18 protein-coding genes and 3 tRNA genes are annotated in these 22050 nt (G+C 56.4%); 7 read left to right on the plus strand and 14 right to left on the minus strand.

Annotation, left to right across the window (positions count from 1 at the left end; genetic code table 11):
- Nucleotides 1-4: 4 nt before the first annotated feature.
- Nucleotides 5-886, minus strand: coding sequence for a glutathione-dependent disulfide-bond oxidoreductase (gene yghU, locus FPL19_RS16085; protein WP_150913996.1), 882 nt, complete (start codon nt 884-886; stop codon nt 5-7).
- A gap of 298 nt (nt 887-1184) precedes the next feature.
- On the opposite strand from yghU, the gene FPL19_RS16090 reads away from it, so the two are divergent.
- Nucleotides 1185-1826 (plus strand): PEP-CTERM sorting domain-containing protein, encoded by a 642-nt coding sequence (locus FPL19_RS16090; protein ID WP_191965300.1) that lies wholly within the window; start codon nt 1185-1187, stop codon nt 1824-1826.
- A 192-nt stretch (nt 1827-2018) separates the two neighbouring features.
- Nucleotides 2019-2687 (plus strand): PEP-CTERM sorting domain-containing protein, encoded by a 669-nt coding sequence (locus FPL19_RS16095; RefSeq protein ID WP_150914000.1) that lies wholly within the window; start codon nt 2019-2021, stop codon nt 2685-2687.
- Between the two features lie 97 nt (nt 2688-2784).
- On the opposite strand, the gene FPL19_RS16100 is transcribed toward FPL19_RS16095, so the two are convergent.
- Nucleotides 2785-3126, minus strand: coding sequence for a 4a-hydroxytetrahydrobiopterin dehydratase (locus FPL19_RS16100; RefSeq protein ID WP_150914002.1), 342 nt, complete (start codon nt 3124-3126; stop codon nt 2785-2787).
- Nucleotides 3127-3262: 136 nt separating this feature from the next.
- Here FPL19_RS16100 and imuA point away from each other — a divergent pair, with 136 nt between their 5' ends.
- Genes imuA through FPL19_RS16115 form a run of 3 tightly spaced genes read left to right on the plus strand, consistent with a single transcriptional unit; the run spans nt 3263 to nt 8500 of the window.
- The gene (imuA, locus tag FPL19_RS16105) at nt 3263-3952 is read left to right on the plus strand and encodes a translesion DNA synthesis-associated protein ImuA (RefSeq protein WP_150914004.1); all 690 of its coding nucleotides are present in this window, start codon (nt 3263-3265) and stop codon (nt 3950-3952) included.
- A gap of 7 nt (nt 3953-3959) precedes the next feature.
- Nucleotides 3960-5381, plus strand: coding sequence for a Y-family DNA polymerase (locus tag FPL19_RS16110; protein ID WP_150914294.1), 1422 nt, complete (start codon nt 3960-3962; stop codon nt 5379-5381).
- Entirely contained in the window at nt 5381-8500 is a 3120-nt protein-coding gene (locus FPL19_RS16115) for an error-prone DNA polymerase (protein WP_150914006.1), read from the plus strand. Before FPL19_RS16110 ends, FPL19_RS16115 begins: the two co-directional genes overlap by 1 nt.
- Nucleotides 8501-8660: 160 nt before the next feature.
- Here the strand turns inward: FPL19_RS16115 and FPL19_RS16120 are convergent, their stop codons facing one another.
- From FPL19_RS16120 to dbpA, 4 genes are all read right to left on the minus strand, one after another.
- Entirely contained in the window at nt 8661-9983 is a 1323-nt protein-coding gene (locus tag FPL19_RS16120) for a sodium ion-translocating decarboxylase subunit beta (protein WP_263656807.1), read from the minus strand.
- A gap of 13 nt (nt 9984-9996) precedes the next feature.
- On the minus strand, nt 9997-11790 hold the full coding sequence (gene oadA / locus FPL19_RS16125; RefSeq protein WP_150914010.1) for a sodium-extruding oxaloacetate decarboxylase subunit alpha: 1794 nt from the start codon (nt 11788-11790) through the stop codon (nt 9997-9999).
- A gap of 42 nt (nt 11791-11832) precedes the next feature.
- Complete coding sequence (locus FPL19_RS16130; RefSeq protein WP_150914012.1) at nt 11833-12084, minus strand: OadG family protein; 252 nt, start codon at nt 12082-12084, stop codon at nt 11833-11835.
- Between the two features lie 188 nt (nt 12085-12272).
- Complete coding sequence (dbpA, locus tag FPL19_RS16135; RefSeq protein ID WP_150914014.1) at nt 12273-13646, minus strand: ATP-dependent RNA helicase DbpA; 1374 nt, start codon at nt 13644-13646, stop codon at nt 12273-12275.
- 120 nt (nt 13647-13766) lie between these two features.
- Here dbpA and FPL19_RS16140 point away from each other — a divergent pair, with 120 nt between their 5' ends.
- Nucleotides 13767-14303, plus strand: a complete 537-nt coding sequence (locus FPL19_RS16140; protein WP_150914016.1) for a DUF2058 domain-containing protein — start codon at nt 13767-13769, stop codon at nt 14301-14303.
- A gap of 178 nt (nt 14304-14481) precedes the next feature.
- Here FPL19_RS16140 and FPL19_RS16145 read toward each other — a convergent pair.
- The 6 genes from FPL19_RS16145 to alaS form a co-directional block, all read right to left on the minus strand.
- A tRNA-Arg gene (locus FPL19_RS16145) sits at nt 14482-14558 on the minus strand.
- 47 nt (nt 14559-14605) lie between these two features.
- Nucleotides 14606-14682: transfer RNA gene (locus FPL19_RS16150), tRNA-Arg, on the minus strand.
- Between the two features lie 34 nt (nt 14683-14716).
- Nucleotides 14717-14807: transfer RNA gene (locus tag FPL19_RS16155), tRNA-Ser, on the minus strand.
- 61 nt (nt 14808-14868) lie between these two features.
- Nucleotides 14869-15066, minus strand: coding sequence for a carbon storage regulator CsrA (csrA, locus tag FPL19_RS16160; protein ID WP_008172808.1), 198 nt, complete (start codon nt 15064-15066; stop codon nt 14869-14871).
- A 180-nt stretch (nt 15067-15246) separates the two neighbouring features.
- Nucleotides 15247-16482, minus strand: coding sequence for an aspartate kinase (locus FPL19_RS16165; RefSeq protein WP_150914018.1), 1236 nt, complete (start codon nt 16480-16482; stop codon nt 15247-15249).
- Between the two features lie 114 nt (nt 16483-16596).
- Nucleotides 16597-19227: an alanine--tRNA ligase gene (gene alaS / locus FPL19_RS16170; RefSeq protein ID WP_150914019.1), complete on the minus strand. Its 2631-nt coding sequence runs from the start codon at nt 19225-19227 to the stop codon at nt 16597-16599.
- 97 nt (nt 19228-19324) lie between these two features.
- Between alaS and FPL19_RS16175 the strand changes: the two genes are divergently transcribed.
- Nucleotides 19325-19864 carry an RDD family protein gene (locus tag FPL19_RS16175; RefSeq protein ID WP_150914021.1) on the plus strand — a complete coding sequence of 180 codons (540 nt, stop codon included), beginning with the start codon at nt 19325-19327 and terminating at the stop codon, nt 19862-19864.
- 3 nt (nt 19865-19867) lie between these two features.
- Here FPL19_RS16175 and lptG read toward each other — a convergent pair whose 3' ends face one another.
- Nucleotides 19868-20929 (minus strand): LPS export ABC transporter permease LptG, encoded by a 1062-nt coding sequence (lptG, locus tag FPL19_RS16180; protein WP_150914023.1) that lies wholly within the window; start codon nt 20927-20929, stop codon nt 19868-19870.
- Nucleotides 20922-22025: an LPS export ABC transporter permease LptF gene (gene lptF, locus FPL19_RS16185; protein ID WP_150914025.1), complete on the minus strand. Its 1104-nt coding sequence runs from the start codon at nt 22023-22025 to the stop codon at nt 20922-20924. The genes lptG and lptF overlap by 8 nt, the downstream gene beginning before the upstream one ends.
- Between the last annotated feature and the right edge of the window lie 25 nt (nt 22026-22050).

Consider the following 22050-nt stretch of genomic DNA (forward strand, 5'->3'; position numbering starts at 1 on the left):
TTCCTTACGAATGCCCGAGTGCCGCGGCCAGTTTATCCTGGGTTTTGTTTTCGAAATCACTGGCGTCATGCCGCTCTGGCAACTGCTTCTCCGGTTCGCCCCAGATGCGGTTGACCATCAGCCCCCGCTTGACCGCGGGCCGCTCGTCGATTTCATCCGCCCAGCGCATAACGTTCTTGTAGGTGTGGGCCTCCAGAAATTCCGCTGCCTCGTATACCCGGTTTTTCACCAGTGCGCCATACCAGGGCCAGATGGCCATATCCGCAATGGTGTATTCGTCCCCGGCGATATAACGGTTGTTGGCGAGCTGACGATCCAGCACGTCCAGCTGACGCTTCACTTCCATGGTGTACCGGTTGATGGGGTATTCGTACTTCTCCGGTGCGTAGGCATAGAAATGCCCGAAACCGCCTCCCAGGAAAGGTGCGCTGCCCATCTGCCAGAACAACCAGTTCAGTGTTTCCGTTCTGCCGGCAATGTCTTTAGGCAGGAACTCACCGAACTTCTCCGCCAGATAAAGCATCATCGAGCCGGATTCGAAAATTCTGAGGGAAGGTTTGACGCTCTGGTCCACCATGGCCGGAATCTTGGAGTTGGGGTTAATCTCCACAAAGCCACTGCCGAACTGCTCGCCGTCTGGAATCTTGATCAGCCAGGCATCGTACTCCGCTCCGGTAACGCCCTTTTCCAGCAGCTCTTCCAGCAAAATGGTGACCTTCACACCGTTGGGAGTGGCCAGTGAGTACAGCTGGAACGGGTGCTCGCCCACCGGCAGCTCTTTATCGTGGGTAGGACCCGCGATTGGCCGGTTGATGCTGGCAAACCGTCCGCCACTTTCCGAATCCCATTTCCAGACTCTGGGCGGCGTGTAAGTGCTGTCACTCATAATGCTATCTCCGGTTCCGGCATGCGCGAACGCATGGGTTAGTGAAAAGTCATCCACAGTCTACGACGGATTTTGTTAACTGGGTGTCCTCAGGGAACAGAATTCAGGCCCGATACGCAATAGAAGCTTTCCACATTATCGTTCTGTGTCGATTTATTTTACATGTATGACAGGGATTCTGCTCCCCTCTCCCAGCAAGCCCCTTCCAGCGAATAGAAAAAATGCTTCTGGCACAAAATGTGTATATGAATCAATTGATATGGAAATTTATACATACAATAAACAACGGAGTTGCGTCGTGCGGAATGTTCTCTTCCTGTCTTTCTTGCTGGTTTCTTTTTCCTCTGTAGTCAATGCTGAAGTAATCGGGCTGGATATTGAAGCTAATGGCTCATTGCTGAACCCTGCATCACAAGCAACACAAAGTGATTACACCCTTGGATGGGAATTTTCGCTTGGCGAAGACGTTGTCCTGACCGCACTTGGTCTCTGGGACCAGGGCGCCGATGGCCTCAATATGCCGCAGACCGTCAGTCTCTGGCGGGTAAACGGCGATCTTCTTGCCTCTGCACAGGTTTACGATTCGGCAATAGCAGTTGCTTCGGCCAGCGAACAGGGACAGTGGCTATTTACCGATGTAACCGACATTTTTCTTTCTGCCGGTAATTACGTCATCGGTGCTGACCGGCTGGAGGATTCACTGGACGCGGTTCAAAAAGGTAGCACCGGCATCTCCACCGATCCGAGACTGGCCTGGATCGAAGCCAGATACGCCGGACTCGACAAGTTCGGGTTTCCCGGCGAAACCGCCAGCGGTAGCCAGTATTTCGGACCAAACCTGATGCTCAGGAGCGTGAGTGTTCCCGAACCGGGCACTCTGGGGATTCTGGGGGTCAGCCTTGCGGGGCTTTGGATGGCCAGAAGGCGCGAGACCAAGTGATCTACACGGTGGCTTATTAACCGGAATCACTGGCATGACGGTTTTTTTTACACCTTTGCGCAAGAGCTTTGAACAATCTTTGCACAGGCCTCTGTAAATAAATGCATTTTTATATTTGGCCTGACTAATGCAGTAAAACAACGAGAAGAGTTTCTAGCCATTCCGGCTCTAGAAAACGGACATTACTGGAGTATGAAAATGATCAACCATCGGTTGTTAATGGACACGCTAAAGGTTTCAGCCGTATTGCTCAGCTTCGGGTTGATGAGTAGTGGGGCCAATGCTGCTCCGATTTATTGCAGCAGTGGTCCAAGTCAATTCAGCGTTAATGATGTCACCTGGGACGGTAGCGCAGCGGACGATTGCTATTTTGATGATGGTGAGAGTAGTGCTGGTGGCGGCAATCCCGTAGATCCCTATGAAAATGACTGGGGAACGTTCACGTCTATCGCCAAGCAAGACGGAAGTGGAAGTTCCTCAGGCTCGATTGCCGGAGTGAATTTCTCGATTGAAGGCGATATCAATTCAACGTCAGGAAATTGGTCCTTAACGTGGCTAGCGGCAGATCCTGCTGATTTACCACTGACTCTGGACTTTTTTATTGCCTTCAAAGGCAGTAATTCCCATGTCTCTTACCTGTTCGAAGATGTCATGTTTACAAGCAATCCGTTGAACGGCAGCGGAACATTCGAGATTAAATTGACTACGGGAAAAACCAGCATCCCTGCGTTATCAAACATCAATTTTTTCGCGAAAGTCGGCACACCTGTTGAGGTTCCAGAGCCCGGCACCATTGCACTTATGGCGGTTGGACTGGCAGGCCTTGTGGTAGCCCGTCGTCGCAAGACATCGGTTCAATAACCTTCGCTTTCATAGCAAAGGTGTTCTGAGAAGCAAAATGCCCCGGGTTTTCCCGGGGCATTTTTTATGCACGGAACAAATTAGTCGTAGCCGCACGCTATGCGTTAAACGCCTCATCTGTGCGCGCTGCCATAATAAAGTCATTCTTGTGCAGCCCGTGAATCTCATGGCTCCACCAGTGCACCGTCACCTTTCCGTATTCCAGAATAATCACCGGATGGTGGTCCACTTCTTCCGCCAGATCCCCTACCTTGTTGGTAAACGCCTGGGCCTGGGCAAAGTTCTTGAGCTTGAACGTGCGCTTTAACTGTTCCTCGCCGTCGACTTCCACAATCTCCCAGTCCGGAACATTCGCGCCCAGCGACTGCTTCTCTTCTTCCGTCGCTTTCGGTGCATCGGGGCTGCAGGCCTCGCACTGTTGCTTCGACAGATCGCTCATTTCAGTCTCCTTTTCTGTGCTGCTTTTGCAAGTGACATTACAAGGGTGGGCGCGAGCACTCCTTTTATCAACCGGCGCTTGAAATCACTGACCGTTCAGAATACTGTATATTTAAACAGTATTTCTGGAATTTCCCATGAGCAAGATTCTGAACACGCTGATGCAGGACGACCGCATCTGGCAGGGCCGCAGGCACAGACAAAGTACACAACCAGCAGAGCCCACCGGCTACCAGGTGCTGGACAACCAGCTCGGTGGCATTGGCTGGCCGCGGGGCGCGCTGAGCGAATGCCTGCTGGACGCCCATGGCATCGGAGAACTGCACCTGTTGCTGCCACTGATGCAAAGGCTGACCGCAAGCCGCAAAACCGTATTCTGGTTGAACCCTCCCCATACGCCCTATGCCCCGGCGCTGGCCAGGGAAGGTATCGATCTGGACCAGGTTGTTATGGTTCATACCCGTGACGACAGCGACTTCCTCTGGACACTTGAAAACTGTCTGCGCTCACCGGTGACCGGGCTGGTCATGGCCTGGCCCGGCAAACTGATGTCCAGGGACATAAGACGACTGCAGCTGGCAGCCGAAGCAGGCAGCAATGTATGCGTTCTGTTCCGGGAACGCCACTATGCCGGGCAGAACTCCCCTGCAGCCCTGCGGCTTGATCTGGAGCCGGACCAGCAACAGAACCTGACCATCAACATTATCAAGCGGCGGGGTAGCTGGCCCGGCCAGCACTGTGCTCTGACAATGGGTCACCGGGCCGACCTGTCTTTCTGCGAGGCGCCCCGTATTGTTCAGGGACCCTGGCCCGATTCCGGGCGTTAATGTCACCATGCTCTGGCTCTACCTGCACTTCCCTCACCTGTTGCTGGACCACCTCCGCCGTTCCCATGAAAACCAGGGAGCCCTGGCGGTTGTGGAAGGTGCTGGCCATAAAATCATCCAGGCCTGCCCCTCTGCAAAAGCACAGGGTGTGCGTGCGGGTATGCGCCTGAAAACCGCCCTGAGCCTGAGCCCGGAACTGCATATCGTGCAGGCAGACGAACAGCAGGAAGCGCGAATTCTGGAAGATCAGGCCCGCTGGCTGTATCGCTATGCCGCCTATATCGTACCGGTGCCGCCGGATGGCCTGCTGGCTGAGATAGGCAGCCTGCAGAAGCTGTATGGTGGCCTGCCTGCGGTCTGGCAAACGGTGGAACAGGGCCTGAACGAGCGGCAGCTCAATGCCTGGATTGCCATCGGCCACACCCCCCTGGCCGCCCGCCTGATTGCCCGTACCGGCCAGGGCGAGTGCACCGCCGATACCGGCCATATAATGCGCACACTGAACCGGCTGTCCCTGTTCGATGCCGGCTTTGACGATCAGTCCTGCCTCAGGCTCCAGCGCCTGGGCCTGAACACCCTGGGGGAAGTGTTCACCCTGCCAGCTGCAGAGCTGGCAAAACGGCTTTCGCCAGAACTGCTGGCCCGGACCCAGAAGATTCAGGGCACACGAGCAGACCCGCAAACATCCTGGCAACCGCCCCATCGATTTCGCCAGCAGGCAGACTTTGTGCAGGAAATCGAGCATGCCCAGGGGCTGCTGTTCCCGCTTCAACGCATACTCCGGGAACTGGAAGACGATCTCTGCTGGCGGCAGCAGGATACCGACAGCCTGCTACTGGTACTGCAACACCGCCATGAAGAGCCCACCCGACTGCGTATCCGCACGTCCGGCCCCGAACATCGGGCAGAGACCTTTCTCAAGCTGAGCCAGATACGGTTCGAGCAACATCCTCTGCGGGCGCCAGTCATTGCAATCATTCTGTCAGTGAACCGCTTTATTCCACGTGAAGCACCGGATGAGCGGGACCTGCTGGGAGAGACACAGGACCTCAATGAAGCCTGGCATACCCTGATCAGCCGCTTACAGGCCAGGCTTGGCAGTGATTCCCTGAGACAACTTTCGCCCCAGGCGGACCATCGTCCGGAACGGGCCTGGTCCGCTTCGGATGTTATCCGGAACAGTCACCGGCGGGCGCACGTTGAATCCAGCCAATTGCCGAGGCGGCCGCTCTGGCTTTTGAAAGGCCCACAACCCCTGACAGAGCCGCCGGCCACCTGGTTTTCCGGGCCGGAACGAATCAGCGGCGGCTGGTGGGACGGGCAACGGGTACACCGGGATTACTATATTGCGCAACTGCACACCGGCCAGCTGGCCTGGGTGTTTCACGATGCCCGAGACGGCTGGTTCGTCCATGGATGGTTTGGCTGATGCACAATGCCGCTTACGCTGAGCTTTTCTGCTTCAGCAACTTCACCTTTCTGACGGGGGCATCCCACCCTCATGAACTCTCCGAGCGGGCACTGGCGCTGGGGTATCAGGCACTGGCGATCACCGATGTCTGCTCTGTCGCGGGCATTCCCCGGGCGTGGGCGGCGGTCAGGGATCAGCCGATCAAACTGATTACCGGAAGCTGGTTTACGCTGGAGGATGCTCCCCCCGGGGCGATCAGCCCCTGTTTTATTCTGCTGGCGAAAACCCGGAAAGGCTACGGCCAGCTCTGCCAACTGATCACCACCGCCCGACGCCGGGCGGATAAAGGGCAGTTCCGGCTGTTTGCAGCCGATGTGGAAACCCACAACCTGAGCGACTGTCTCTGCCTGTGGCTGCCGCCTTCGCCCGCGGAAGCCGATGCTGACCAGGCGCTGGCCTGTGGCGAATGGTTGAATCGTCTGTTTGATCCGGGGTTCTGGATTGCCGCATCCCGCTGCCTGGAACCCGGCGAGAAGCAGCAGCTGGCAAGGATTCGATGGCTCGCCGACCATCTGCGCTGCCCCATCACCGCCACGGGTGAAGTGCACATGCATAAGCGGGAAAGGCAGCCGTTGCAGGATGTGCTGACCGCCCTTCGCCATCGCACCCCCCTGGAACAGGCCGGCCACTGCCTGTTCCAGAATGGCGAGCGTTACCTGCGCCCACTGCCGGTGCTGACAAAACTGTTCCCTGCCGCCTGGCTGGAAGAAACCGTGACCATTGCCAATCAATGCACGTTCGAGCCCGGCAGCCTTCGCTACGAATACCCGCCGGATCTGGTGCCGGAAGGCGGTACGCCGGCCGGTTATCTGAAGCAACTGACTCGTGAAGGTGAAAAACGGCGCTACCCGGAAGGAACCCCGTTAAAAGTCCAGGGGCTGATCCGCAAGGAACTGGCCCTGATCTCCGAGATGGCTTACGAACACTATTTTCTGACCATCCACGATATCGTTGCCTTTGCGCGCAGCCAGGGCATTCTCTGCCAGGGCCGGGGCTCGGCCGCCAATTCCGCGGTGTGCTATTGCCTGGGCATTACCGAAGTGAACCCGGCCCGGGTGGAACTGCTGTTCGAACGCTTTATTTCCAGAGACCGGAACGAGCCGCCGGATATTGACGTGGATTTCGAGCACCAGCGCCGCGAGGAAGTCATCCAGTATATCTACCGGCGTTACGGCCGGGAGCGGGCAGCCCTGGCGGCAACGGTCATTCGCTACCGCCCCAAAAGCGCCATCCGCGACGTCGGCAAGGCTCTGGGCTTCGACCCTGCCCTGATAGAACAGCTGCTGGACGGCATCGACTGGCGCGACAGGGCCACTGACTGGCGCCAGCAGATTCTGGACAAACACTTGACCCGGAACCCCAAAACCGCCGATCAGTTTTTCATTCTGGTGAATACCCTGCTGGGTTTCCCCCGACATTTATCCCAGCACGTAGGTGGATTTGTCATCAGCGCCGGCCCCCTGGCTGATCTGGTGCCGGTGGAAAACGCTGCCATGGCCGACCGGACGGTCATCCAGTGGGACAAGGACGACCTGGAAAGCCTGGGCCTGATGAAAGTCGACGTGCTTGCCCTGGGCATGCTTTCTGCCATTCGTCGGGCACTGGAACTGATCAGTGAACAGCGAGGCGAAGACTTCCGTATCCAGGATGTACCCCAGGAAGACAAGGCCACCTACCAGATGCTCCAGCAGGGCGACAGCATAGGCGTCTTCCAGGTGGAATCCCGCGCCCAGATCAACATGCTGCCGCGCCTGAAACCTGCCACCTATTACGACCTGGTGGTGGAAGTAGCGATTGTGCGTCCCGGCCCGATTCAGGGCGATATGGTGCACCCTTACCTTCGCCGGAAGCACGGCCTGGAGCCGGTGAACTATCCCAATGACGCCATTCGCAGCGTTCTTGAGCGCACGCTGGGAGTACCCATTTTTCAAGAACAGGTGATCAAACTGGCCATGGTGGCCGCCGGGTTCTCTGCCGGTGAAGCCGACCAGTTAAGGCGTGCCATGGCCGCCTGGAAGTCCCACGGGGACCTGACGCCTTTCCGGGAAAAGTTGATGGACGGCATGCTCGAACGGGGTCACGACGCCGAGTTCGCGGAACGCCTGTACCAGCAGATCTGTGGTTTTGGCGGCTACGGTTTCCCGGAATCCCACGCTGCCAGCTTTGCCCTGCTGGTCTATGTCTCCGCCTGGATCAAACGTCACTACCCGGCCGCGTTTTACTGTGCGCTACTGAACAGCCAGCCCATGGGTTTCTACTCGCCTTCACAGCTGGTGCAGGACGCCCGGCGCCATGATGTGGTGGTTCTTTCACCGGACGTAAACCACAGCCAGCCGGACCATACACTCGAGGGGCCGGATCGCCATCTGAGACTCGGCCTCCGACAGATTCAGGGACTGTCTGGTGAAGGTGCCGAGCGACTATTCCAGAACAGGCCTGCCGGCGGCTATCAAAGCACGGACGAAATTCGACGGCTTGCAGGCCTGAATCAGCGCGACCTGGAATTACTGGCCGGCGCCAACGCCATGCCGGATTTTACCGCCAACCGCCATCAGGCCTACTGGCAACTGCTTGGCCATGAACAGCCAAGTGCCCTGTTTGCAGCCGATGCGGCACCCGTATACGCCCCAGACATCTGCCACCAGCTTCCCGAACCCACCGAAGGCCAGAATATTCTGGCCGACTACGCCAGCCAGGGACTCACATTGCAGCGACACCCGCTTGCCCTGCTTCGAGAACAGGGGCACCTGCATTTTTGTCACACGTCAGAACAGCTTAAAGACATCAAACCCGGCGTTCCGGTTCAGGTGGCAGGGCTGGTTACCGGCCGGCAGCGCCCGGGGACTGCCTCCGGCGTTACTTTCGTCACCCTGGAAGATGAAACCGGTAACGTGAATGTGGTGGTGTGGCTGGCTACGGCGCGCAAGCAGCGCAAGCCGCTGCTGACTGCGCGGTTATTACATGTGAAAGGTGTATTGGAAAGACAGGGGAATATTGTGCATGTAATGGCAGGGAAGCTGTCTGATCTTAGTCACTTGATTAACAGCCTGCCGGTTCATGCCAGGAATTTTCACTAAGTTGTCGGATTACGGCTTTGCCTAATCCGACCTACGGTGGAGCTGCGTTAACTCAAAGCCTGGAAGGCCTTCGCAACGGCGCCTACACCAAAATTAACAGGCTATAAAAACAAGAAAACCCCGCATAAGCGGGGTCTCCTTAATTACCTGAGCGAGACGATCAGCCAAGCAGCTTGATCATCACACCGGCAGCCACCGCAGAGCCGATCACGCCGGCCACGTTCGGGCCCATAGCGTGCATCAGCAGGAAGTTCTGCGGATTCGCCTCCAGGCCAACCTTGTTGGATACCCGTGCTGCCATTGGCACCGCAGACACACCGGCGGAACCGATCAGCGGGTTGATGGGCTCTTTGGTGAATGCGTTCATCAGTTTTGCCATCAGAACACCGCACGCCGTGCCCACACCGAAGGCCACAATGCCCAGGCCCAGAATACCCAGGGTCTGGCCATCCAGGAACTTATCAGCAATCAGCTTTGAACCGACAGACAGACCCAGGAAGATGGTCACAATGTTGATCAGGGCGTTCTGGGCGGTATCGCTCAGACGCTCAACCACACCACACTCGCGCATCAGGTTACCGAAGCAGAACATGCCCAGCAGCGGTGCCGCATCCGGCAGGAACAGAACCACGGCAATCAGTACGACCAGCGGGAAGATGATCTTCTCTTTCTTGCTCACCGGGCGCAGCTGCTCCATCTTGATCGCGCGCTCTTTCTGGCTGGTCAGAGCCTTCATGATGGGCGGCTGAATCATCGGCACCAAAGCCATGTAGGCGTAGGCCGAGACCGCAATCGCACCAATCAGATGCGGCGCCAGAACACTTGATACATAGATCGACGTCGGACCGTCCGCACCACCGATGATACCGATGGCTGCCGCCTCAAGAATGGTAAATTCAAGGATGCCAAGCCAGTCAAGCAGAGCTGCACCCAGCACTGTACCGAAAATGCCGAACTGAGCTGCAGCGCCCAGAAGCAAGGTCTTCGGGTTTGCCAGCAATGGACCGAAGTCCGTCATGGCGCCCACACCCATGAAGATCAGCAGAGGACCGATGGTACTGCCGATAACCACGGTGTAGAAGTTATAGAGCATGCCGTTGCCATAGCCGTTGTCCTGTGCGATGGCATTCGCAGCACTGACGGCTGAATAACCGGCATCGTTGTAGGCAGCCTTGAACGCTTCCTTGATTTCCGGGGTCACTGCCTGGCCAGCCTGGTAGGCAACATCCAGCGTACCCGCCAACGCAGCTAACACCTGCGGCTTGGCAAAGTGGAGAGCGTTTTCCGCGGCCGACAGGGCAAGCCCTGCCTCCGGAATGTTCGCCAGAATGCCGCCAAAACCGATCGGCACCAGCAGCAACGGCTCAAAGCCCTTGCGGATCGCAAGGAACAGCAGAAGAAGGCCGACAGCAATCATAACCGCCTGGCCGAGTTCGAGATTGAACAGGCCACTACCTGTCCAGAGTGTCATTAACTTTTCCATGGAATGCTGGCCCTTATCCGATTGTCAGCATTTCATCACCAACGGACACGGCATCACCGACCTTGATGAAAATGTCGCCGATAGTGCCGGCCTTCGGTGCGCGGATTTCTGTTTCCATTTTCATGGCTTCGAGAATAATCAGCACATCGCCTTCTTCCACGGCTTCGCCGGGCGAAACCAGAACCTTGAAAATGTTACCGCCCAATGGAGCCGGAACCGGATCACCGCCGCCAGGCGCAGGCGCCGCAGCTGGCTCTGAAGACTGGGCACCGGAGGTTGAACCGTCACTGCCCTGAATCTGGCTGATCTCACCACCTTCATTCACGGCAACCACGTACTTCTTGCCGTTCACTTCCACCGTGTAGGTCTCTGGTCCATCCTGCTTCGCAGGGGCGGAGGCAGCCACATCGGCCGTGGGAACCGGCTCGAAAGCGTCAGGGTTGTCGCGGTTTTCCAGGAACTTGAGACCGATCTGGGGGAACAGCGCGTAAGTCAGCACATCATCAATCTTGTTCTCGGAAAGCCTGATGCCCTTTTCTTCGGCAATCTTATCCAGCTCCTCGGTCAGCCGGTCCATTTCCGGATCCAGCAGATCCGCCGGGCGACAGGTCACCGGCTCTTTGCCTTCCAGCACCCGCTCCTGCAGTTCCTTGTTGAACTTCGCCGGGGCAGCACCATACTCGCCTTTCAGGATTGCAGACGTTTCCTTTGAGATGGACTTGTAACGCTCACCGGTCAGCACGTTCAGTACCGCCTGGGTGCCGACAATCTGTGAGGTCGGGGTCACCAGCGGGATAAAGCCCAGATCCTCACGGACCTTCGGAATCTCGGCCAGAACTTCATCGAACTTGTCGCTGGCGTTCTGCTCCTTGAGCTGGTTCTCCATGTTGGTGAGCATGCCACCGGGCACCTGGGCAATCAGGATGCGGGAATCGGTGCCGCGCAGGCTGCCCTCAAAGCGAGCGTATTTTTTGCGCACTTGCCGGAAGTAGCTGGCAATTTCTTCCAGCAGGGTGAGATCCAGGCCAGTGTCGCGTTCCGTGCCCTCAAGAATCGCTACGACCGCTTCAGTGGGCGAGTGACCGTAGGTCATGCTCATTGAAGATATAGCGGTATCCACGTTGTCGATACCCGCTTCCGCAGCTTTGATTGCGGTTGCAGTAGACATGCCAGTGGTGGCGTGGCACTGCATGTGAATCGGAATATCCAGCTCTTTCTTCAGACGGCTGACCAGATCGAAGGCCACGTAGGGTTTGAGAATACCGGCCATGTCCTTGATAGCGATAGAGTCGGCGCCCATGCTGGCCACCTCTTTCGCCATATCGACCCACATCTCAATGGTGTGAACCGGGCTGGTGGTATAGGCAATGGTGCCCTGGGCATGCTTGCCGGTTTTCTTCACGGCCTTGATGGCAGTGTCCAGATTACGCGGATCGTTCATCGCATCGAAAATGCGGAACACGTCGATGCCGTTCTCAGCCGCACGATCACAAAAACGCTCTACCACATCATCCGCGTAGTGCCGGTAGCCCAGAAGGTTCTGACCACGAAGCAACATCTGCTGCTGGGTATTTGGCATGGCCTTCTTCAGTTCACGGATGCGCTCCCAGGGGTCTTCGCCCAGATAACGGATACACGCATCAAATGTGGCACCGCCCCAGGATTCGAGGGACCAGAAGCCAACCTTGTCGAGCTTCTCGGCAATGGGCAGCATGTCATCAAGGCGCATACGGGTCGCCAGCAGGGACTGGTGTGCGTCGCGCAGGATAACGTCCGTAATCCCTAACGGTTTCTTTGTGTCAGTCATCGTGTCAGCCTTCTGTTTAAAGGTTCTAATCTGTCTTCCGGGTCACTTCTTGTGGCGGGCCCGGAATTGTGCAATCGCTTTTTTAATGGCTTCGGCGGTGTCAGGATCGACCGACGGAGATGCCGAAGGCTTTGCACGTGGAGTTTTCGCCGGGGCGACCGGTTCGTCAGGACCGAGCCGCAGGATCAGTTTGGACATGAGCAGGGTTGCGAATACCAGAATAATCAGGAATACGAACACAAACCCCATGCCTGCGACCATCAGATCGACGGCTTGTGACATCAGCTCACTCATACCGAATAGCTACCTGTGTTGAACGTTGATTTCCCCGAAAACCGCATCATCAAAGGCCTTAGACTTTAGGCTAAGGTAATGCTGGCCCGTTCGGGAGGCAAAATCCCGCGTAATTTACCGTTTTCCGCCCCCCTGAGCAAGCAAATGACATCTTTCAATAAGTGGTTTCCGAGCATAAATAGCCGGTTTCATGCATAACGCACGCGCATTTTCCGGCCCTTGATACGACCGTTTTCCAAACGCTTCAGGGCCGTCGCTGCCGCAGACTTTTCCACGGCTACAAAGCACTGAAAATCAAACAGATCAATCTTGCCAACTACATTACCTGGCAACCCTGCCTCACCGGTGAGAGCGCCCAGGACATCCCCCGGACGCACCTTGTCCTTCCGGCCACCGGCAATACAAAGCGTTTTCATGACTGGCGTTACCGGCTTCAATGGCGTGGCAAGAAGTTCTGCGGTGTTTCCCCACTCCACCGCAAGTCCGCGCCGGGACTCCAGACGATTTATCTTATGAGACTGGGCGGGGGTGCAGAAAGTAACGGCAAGCCCCTGCTCGCCGGCGCGGCCAGTACGGCCGATTCGGTGGATATGAACTTCGCTGTCCCGCGCTGGTTCGACATTCACCACCAACGGCAACGATTTGATATCCAGCCCCCGGGCCGCCACGTCTGTCGCCACAAGCACCGAACAACTCTTGTTGCCAAACCGGACCAGTACACTGTCCCGATCACGCTGCTCAAGATCACCATGCAACGCCAGCGCCGAAAAACCACGCTCGTTGAGGGCAGCGGACACCTCATCGCACTGCTGTTTGGTGTTGCAGAAGGCGATGCAGGAATCCGGCTGATGGGTCGAGAGAAGTGCCTGTAGCGCCTCCAGTTGTTGGCCGGGCGAAAGCTCGTAAAAAGTCTCGGAGATATCCGACACCACATCCGCCTGTTCGATCCTCACGTCCACAGGCGCTCTCTGATAACGCTCACTGAGCACACGGATCGCTTTGGGCCAGGTAGCCGAGAACATCAGTGTCTGACGGTCTGCGGGTGCCTGACCGATGATATCCTCGACGGCTTCTTCAAAACCCATATCCAGCATCCGATCTGCCTCATCAAGAATAAGCGTGCTGAGGCGGTTCAGTTTCAAAGTGCCTTTACGTAGATGGTCCTGAATTCTGCCGGGCGTACCCACAACCAGGTGAGCACCATGACTCAGCGAACCGATCTGGGGCCCGATAGAAACACCGCCACAAAGCGAAATAATCTTCACGTTATCCTTAGCTCTGGCAAGCTCACGGAGCGATTTGGCCACCTGATCGGCAAGCTCGCGGGTGGGACAGAGCACAAGGGCCTGCACCGAAAAGCTAGCCACATCAAGCTTCTCTATGACCGGTATTCCAAACGCCGCGGTTTTACCACTGCCAGTCTGGGCCTGAGCGATGACATCCCGACCCTGCAGAGCAGGCGGCAGAGCCGATGCCTGAACCGGAGTCGGGTTGTCGTAGCCCAGCTTCTGCAGGTTGGCGCGCATGGACGCGGAAAGATCAAGCTCGCTGAAAGACGACATAAACAGGTTTCCCGGAAAGGTAGGCAGATAACTTCAAATGGTGAACGGCTTCGACGTGACATCATTGGTGCGTATAATCAACGTAGTCTACCAGAATTCGACATCCGCTACGGAGCTGTTATGCCATCCCTTCAGGATCAACTCTTGAAAGCCGGCCTTGCTGACGAAAAGAAAGCCAAGGCAATAAAGAACGAGAAACGGAAAAAGCGCAAGCAACAGCCCAAAGGCACGGCAGAAATCAGCGAAACCGAGATTCGCGCCCGCCAGGCCAGGGAAGAAAAAGCTGAAAGAGACCGCCAACTGAACCTGGAACGCCAGAAACAAGCCAATAAAAAGGCGATTCAGGCGCAGATCCGTCAACTGATCGAAACCAACCGGATTGAACGGTCCGGCGGCGAAACCGCCTATCAGTTTGTGGATAACAAGAAGATCAAAAAGTTGTATGTGACGGAGACGATGGCGGATCAGCTGGCGAGGGGGCGGTTGGCGGTGGTTCTATTGAACGGTTCCTATGAAATCGTGGCTGAAGGGGTTGCCCGGAAGATTATGGAAAGGGACGAGTCAGCTGTGGTTGCGCTTCATGAGCGGCAGGAAGACGACCTTGGGGATGACGATCCCTATGCAGGATATGAGATTCCTGATGATTTGATGTGGTGACGGGAGGGAGGATTATTCGGGCTAGCGCCCTCACCCCTTCGGGGCCGTCGTCGCTTTGCGACGACGTTCCTCAGCACACACTGTGTGCTTCGGTCGAACCTCTTTCGGCTCAAATCCTTTCCAGCTCCGAGACATACAAACAAAAAACCCCGCTGGAAGCGGGGTCTTTCGTTTGATATGGCGCGGCTGGGAGGATTCGAACCTCCGACCGCCTGGTTCGTAGCCAGGTACTCTATCCAGCTGAGCTACAGCCGCTTAAAAACTGCTAAATCTTTAATGCTCACTTGAAGCATTTGAATAAATGGCGCGGCTGGGAGGATTCGAACCTCCGACCGCCTGGTTCGTAGCCAGGTACTCTATCCAGCTGAGCTACAGCCGCGCAATATTCTTTCGAACTGCCACATCGTAAATAGTGGCGGAGAGGGAGGGATTCGAACCCTCGATACGCGCAATGCGTATGGCTCCTTAGCAGGGAGCTGGTTTCAGCCACTCACCCACCTCTCCTTCAGAACGGGGCGTATACTACCATAATTTTTCTGTTTTCATAGGGTTGACAGAAGTTTTATCAGCTATTGCCCGGTTCAGGTTCTTCGGAACCCTTTTCACTCTGAATGCGCTGATAAATTTCTTCCCGATGCACAGCAACCTCTTTCGGAGCATTCACACCGATACGGACCTGGTTTCCCTTCACCCCAAGAACAGTCACGGTAATGTCATCACCAACCATCAGGGTTTCGCCAACACGGCGAGTCAAAATCAACATGCTCTTCACTCCCTTTGCGCAAACTTGCCTACGTGGGCAAATGTATACTTTCTATTTATATGGTGGGATCACTTGTCTGACTAAATCCGTATAAGGACCTAGCCCCAAGACAAAAAGCTGTCGCTTGCAAATGATGCCCTTCTAATTACCCGGATCCTTCCACCAAAGATTCAGTGAAGATCAGGCTTCTTCTATCCCCGGCTTATCCAGCTCAAACGCACTGTGCAACGCACGAACCGCAAGCTCAAGATATTTCTCGTCAATCACAACGGAAATCTTGATTTCCGATGTTGAGATCATAAGGATGTTAATCCCCTCGTTCGAGAGAGCCGCAAACATCTTCGTTGCTACCCCTGCGTGGGACCGCATCCCGACACCAACAATACTGACCTTCGCGATCTTGCTGTCACCTGTAACCTGTCTGGCGCCCAATTCATCGGCCACTGCCTGGAGTATAGACTGGGCACGCTTGAAGTCGTTCCGGTGCACGGTAAAAGTGAAGTCAGTGCGATTGTCCGCACCCACGTTCTGCACAATCATGTCTACTTCGATGTTGGCGTCACTGACCGGTTTGAGAATGCGCAGCGCGCTACCCGGGGTATCCGGCACGCCGGCTATAGTGACTTTGGCTTCATCGCGATTGAAGGCGATGCCGGAAACGACCGGTTGTTCCATGACGTTTTCATCCTCAAGAGTAATCAGAGTTCCTTCCCCTTCTGCAAAGCTGGAAAGGACTCGTAAAGGAACGTTGTATTTACCTGCGAATTCGACCGCCCGGATCTGGAGAACCTTGGAACCGAGGCTGGCCATTTCAATCATTTCTTCGAACGTAATCCGTTCAAGCCTGCGGGCACTGTCTACCACTCTCGGATCGGTCGTGTAAACGCCGTCAACATCGGTATAGATCTGGCACTCGTCGGCTTTCAGTGCCGCTGCCAACGCCACGGCCGTGGTATCTGAACCGCCTCGGCCAAGCGTGGTGATATTCCCAGTGTCGTCAATACCCTGGAATCCGGCAACCACGACAACCCGACCGGCATCAAGATCTTCCCGCATGCGTTGTTCATCGATCTGTTTGATACGGGCCTTGGTGTGGCTGCTATCGGTAAGAATCCGCACTTGCGATCCAGTATAGGAACGAGCCGCACAGCCACGCTTCTGCAGCGCCATGGACAAAAGCGCAATGGTTACCTGCTCGCCGGTGGATACCAGAACGTCCATTTCGCGGGGTGTCGGGTCTTCCATGATTTCGTTGGCCAGCCCGATCAGCCGGTTGGTTTCACCGCTCATGGCGGAAACAACCACAACAACATCATGCCCTTCGTTGCGAAAGCGGGCGACCTTCTTTGCAACCGCTGAGATGCGTTCAGTGGTTCCCACGGAAGTGCCACCGAATTTCTGAACCAAAAGCGCCATTGTCTTTGCGATACCCTAGCTGAAAGCCCCAAGAACACCCTGATGATCGCAGAAAAAGTTCTGCAGATCGTAAGCGGGCGAGTATAAACGCCTGTGCGGCGTTAAAACAGACAGTTACCCAAGATTCTTCTGAACCCACTCGGGTATGCCGGCCAATGCATCCGCCAGCCTTGAAGGATCATTGCCACCACCCTGTGCCATATCCGGACGACCGCCACCCTTGCCATCAACCTGTGACGCCAGGTGCTTCATCACATCGCCGGCCTTGATTTTGCCCGTGGCTGACTTGGTAACACCGGCAACCATGGTAACTTTGCCATCTTCCACGCTTGCCAGAACCACCACGCCCTCACCGAGCTTGTTCTTGAGCTGGTCGGCGGTCTCCATCAGCGCCTTACGATCCGCGCCTTCCATTTGCGCCGCGACCACTTTCAGACCACCTACTTCCACCGCGGATTCAGCAAGATCCGAACCGGCAGAGCTGGCCAGTTTCGCCTTCAGGGCTTCCACGTCTTTCTCAAGCTGACGATTGCGGTCGAGGGTCTGCTGAACTTTTTCAATCAACGACTCCCGGCTGCCCCGTACCAGTTTCGCAGCTTCCCGAAGTGTTCGGTCGGTTTCGTCGACCCATTGCAGCGCTCCGAAACCGGTAACGGCTTCGATACGGCGTACACCGGATGAAATGCCGCTTTCGGAGGTAATCCGGAACAGCCCGATATCCCCGGTACGGCTGACATGAGTACCACCACAAAGCTCTACGGAATACGCGTCCGTACCCATGCTCAGCACTCTTACCACATCACCATATTTTTCACCGAAAAGGGCCATGGCGCCTTTTTGCTGAGCCTGCTCCATATCCGTGATCTCGGTCTGCACCGGCGTATTGTCGAGGATCTGCTCATTCACCTGGCGCTCTATTTCCCGCAGCTCTTCCGGCGTGACCGGCTCAAAGTGAGAGAAGTCGAAACGGAGCTTGTCCGGATCCACCAATGAGCCTTTCTGGCTCACATGCTCGCCCAGCACCTTCCTCAGTGCAGCATGAAGCAGGTGGGTCGCGGAGTGATTTTTCTTGGTTCGCTCACGGCGGTCATGATCAATGCGGGCGTCGACTTCCAGACCAGGAAACAACTCACCCTCGATCAGCGTACCGATGTGAAGGTGGTTATCACCCTCTTTGCGGGTATCATTCACCTGGAAGCGTCCGCCGCTCCAGGTCAGCAGGCCGGTATCGCCGACCTGCCCGCCAGACTCTGCGTAAAAAGGCGTGCGCTCGAGCACAACCACCGCTTCGTCACCCGCTTCGGCTGTCTTTTCGGCGCCATCTACTACCACAGCCTTGATGGTCTCGTGGCCGTCGATGTGCTCGTAACCGGTGAACTCGGTTTTGCCCTCGAATTTCAGCCCCGCTGCGTTGTAATCAATACCGAACTTGCTGGCGGCGCGAGCCATCTCACGCTGGCGCTCCATGGCCTTTTCGTAGCCCACATAATCCAGGGTCAGGCCACGCTCACGGGCAATGTCATTGGTCAGGTCTACCGGAAAGCCATAGGTGTCATAAAGCGTGAAAATGGTCTCGCCGGGAATTTCCGTGCCTTTGAGCTGGGCGATATCCTGCTCCAGCAACCGCAGACCGTTATCCAGGGTTTTGGCGAACTGCTCTTCTTCCTGCAGAAGAATCTTTTCAATCTGCTTCTGACTGCTGACCAGCTGGGGATAGGCCTCGCCCATCAGCTCCACCAGCGCCGCGGTCAGGCGATAGAAGAAAGGCTGGGTCGCACCCAGCTTATTACCGTGACGGGCCGCACGACGAATGATCCGGCGCAACACGAAGCCCCGCCCCTCATTGGAAGGCATCACCCCATCGGCTATCAGGAAGGCGCAGGAACGGATGTGGTCCGCCACGACGCGCAGGGACGCCTCGGTAGTGTCGACGCCGCCCAAGATGCCGGACGCCGCTTTCAATAGGTCCTGCATCAGATCGATTTCATAGTTACTGTGTACGCCCTGCAACACCGCGGTTATGCGCTCAAGACCCATGCCAGTGTCTACGGACGGTTTGGGTAGCGGCAGCATTTCCCCGTCGGACTGACGGTTGTACTGCATGAAAACCACGTTCCAGATCTCTATGTAGCGGTCGCCGTCCTCTTCAGGGCTACCAGGTGGGCCACCGGCGACTTCAGGTCCGTGATCGTAGAAGATTTCGGTACAGGGTCCGCAGGGGCCGGTATCGCCCATCTGCCAGAAGTTGTCGGAGGCATAAGGCGCGCCCTTGTTGTCGCCAATGCGAACGATACGATCGGCCGGAACACCGATTTCCCGGTTCCAGATATCAAAGGCTTCGTCATCCGAGGCGTAAACCGTGACCCAGAGCTTTTCTTGAGGAAGGCCGAGGCAGTCCTTGCCGGTCAGAAACGTCCAGGCGTAATTAATCGCATCGCGTTTGAAGTAATCACCAAAACTGAAGTTGCCCAGCATCTCGAAGAAGGTATGGTGCCTGGCCGTGTAACCGACGTTTTCCAGGTCGTTGTGCTTGCCGCCAGCGCGGACACACTTCTGCGATGTGGTTGCACGGGTATAATCCCGCTCTTCACGGCCCAGGAACACGTCCTTGAACTGGTTCATGCCGGCATTCGTAAACAGCAGGGTGGGATCGTCTGCCGGCACAAGCGAACTGCTTGGAACGATGGTGTGGCCCTGTTTTTTGAAGTAATCCAGAAACGCCTGTCGCAGCTCTGCGGTTTTCATAGCCCTTTGATACCTTTGTGTATTACATGCGCTTGCAAATCCGCTACTCTAGCACACGCCGTGACCAGGAAAAACGCGAAACATCACAGGAGAACCCATGCCCCGACGCTTTCATTCCGATGACGAACTGCTGCCGCCCGCCACCTTTTTAAAGCGTCTGATGGCGGTGGTTTATGACGGGCTGATCAGTGTTGCGGTTCTGCTCGTAACGACCTGGGCCTACACCATCGTCGCCGGTTACCTGATCGGGTGGGAGAAATACGAGCAGATGGCGGAATCCGGCACCATCAAGGCGGATCCGGTTCTGACCTTTGTGCTGTTTTTTGTTCTTTATCTGTTTTTCGGCTACTTCTGGACCAAAAACGGCCAGACGCTGGGAATGCAGGTATGGCGGATCCGCATACAAAACCTGAACGGACTGTCGGTATCCTGGACACAGGCACTGAGGCGTTACATCGCCGCCGCGGCGATTCTGTTTGTTGCCCTGCTTGGTGCCTACTTTTTGAATTCCGCAACGCTCTTCGTGACCATTCCGGCGATCGTTGCCCTGTTCTATCCGATCAATGGCATGTCCCTGACGGACAGGGCATCGGGAAGTATCGTTGCAAGCGTCCCGAAAGAGGAAAAGAAACCCTAACGGCTAGCCGGCCCGCCGCATCAGCAAGGCCCCTGCTAGCGCACTGATGGCTATGGGCAACAGAATGGCAATGGCGGGATTGAAACCGAACACCACGCTCATGGGCCCCAGCAGGTCCTGCATGTACTTGAACAGCAGCCCCACGATCAGGCCGGTAAATACCCGAAAGCCCATGGTGACCGACCGAAGCGGACCAAACACAAAGGATATGGCCACAATCACCATCACCGCGGTTCCCAGGGGCATCAGCACTTTTTTCCAGAATGCCAGCCAGTAATTTGCAGCGTTAAGCCCCTGTTCATCCAGATAGCTGGCATAGGTGTAGAGTCCCTGGATAGAAAGATCCTCGGCGTCCACAATCAGCACACTCAGAACCTCCGGTGACAACCCTGATTCCCAGCGAACCGAGCCTTTTTTCTCCCTGGACGTCTCGGTCTCGCTCAGCTTTGTGGTTGTCATGTTTTGCAGTTGCCAGTGGTCGCCCAGATAGATCCCGCGCTCGGCGAAACTGGCGGACACAAGCCAGCGCTCGCCGCTGAACCTGAACAGGGATACTCCGTGAAGAACACCGTTCGGTTGAACCGCATTCAAGTGAATAAACGTGTCCCCTTCCCGGTGCCAGATACCCGATGCCGAGGCCACGTTACCGCCGGCACCCAGAGCCACCGCTTTCTGACTCTGGGCCAGACGCTCCGACGGCGGCGCCACATACTCGCCGATCACCACACCCAGCAATACAACCAGAAGCGCCGGCTTCATGGCGGACCAGACAATCCGTTTCACGGAGACACCAGCCGCGCGGATAACCGTCAGTTCGGACGAACTGGCCATCGTGCCCAGCCCCACAAGGCATCCCATGAAGGCGCCCAGCGGCAGATATTCGTAGATTCGACGCGGGAGCGTCAGCAGCACGTACAGAAGTGCTTCGAAGGTTTGATAGTCGTTTCTCGTATCTTCCAGTTCGGCAATAAAGGCGAAAATCAGATCCAGCGACAGAACAACCAGCATCACCAGAAAAATTGCCGCACCGACGGTACTCATGACGTATCGATCTATCTTACGCACGCTGGTGCCCCTCCCTTAGCAGGCGGCGGCGATACAACCATGCCGGCCCGAACTGAAGCCACGCACCTAGCGCAAGGAACAGCACATGGACCCACAACAATCCGATCCACTCCGGCACCTTGCCGTCCTTCAGCGCGTCCCGCGCCACAATTAACAACCCGAGGTAGGTGATGTAGACAAGCATGGCCGGTAAAAGGTGAAAGAAACGCCCCTGCCTGGGGTTTACCCGGCTAAGGCGCACCGCCAATAAGGTCACAATGGGAACGATCAGCGGCAGGGTAAAGCGCCAGTGCAACATGGCCCGATGCTCCGGATCATCAGACGCAAACAGGGCCCGCGTGCTCATCCCCTCTTCGAGCTCTCGGCTTCGAGCATCGCCACTTCTTATCTTCAGGCCATACGCGTCGAACCCGGTGACGTCGTAATCCAGCTGTCCCGGCACACCTTCAAAGCGGGCCCCTTTTTCCAGCACCAGGAACCGGCTGCCGGTTTTCTCGTCGACAAACTGCGAGCCCGACTCCGCCGTTATGATGGATAGCCCCTCGCCCTCGGCACCGTACTCCGCGATAAACACGCCCTGGAGTTGCCGTTTGTCGTCACTCAGAGCCTCGGTATAGGTCACCCTCCCGCCCGAGGACAGCTCCTGGAAGCGCCCGGGCGCCAGCAGCTCGAATTCGGTTGCCTGACGCTGCTCATTGAAAATCTGCTCGACTTTTTTCATACCCCAGGGCGAGACGTACAGGCTCATGGCACCCACGGTCAGCATTACCGGCAGGCTGATCAGCAGGGTTTTGCCCAACAGCTGCTTTTCGCTGACGCCGCAGGCATACAGCACCGTCATCTCACTTTCGAGATACATGCGGCCGTAGGCCAGAAGAATGCCGATAAAGAAACCCAGGGGCAGGATCAGTTCGAGAAAACCGGGAAAGCGGTAAGCCATGATCTGAAACAGCACATCGCCAGATAGCTCGCCTGCGGCGGCACTGGCCAGATACTTGATGAAACGGCCGCTCATAAAGACCATCAGCAGGATGCCGGACACAGCCAGCATGCTGATCAGAACCTGTCGGGCAAGGTAGCGGAAGACAATGCTCAAGGCGGTCTCTCAGTGGCAGAAACGA

This window comes from Marinobacter halotolerans, from assembly GCF_008795985.1.
GTDB classification, from domain to species: Bacteria; Pseudomonadota; Gammaproteobacteria; order Pseudomonadales; family Oleiphilaceae; genus Marinobacter; species Marinobacter halotolerans.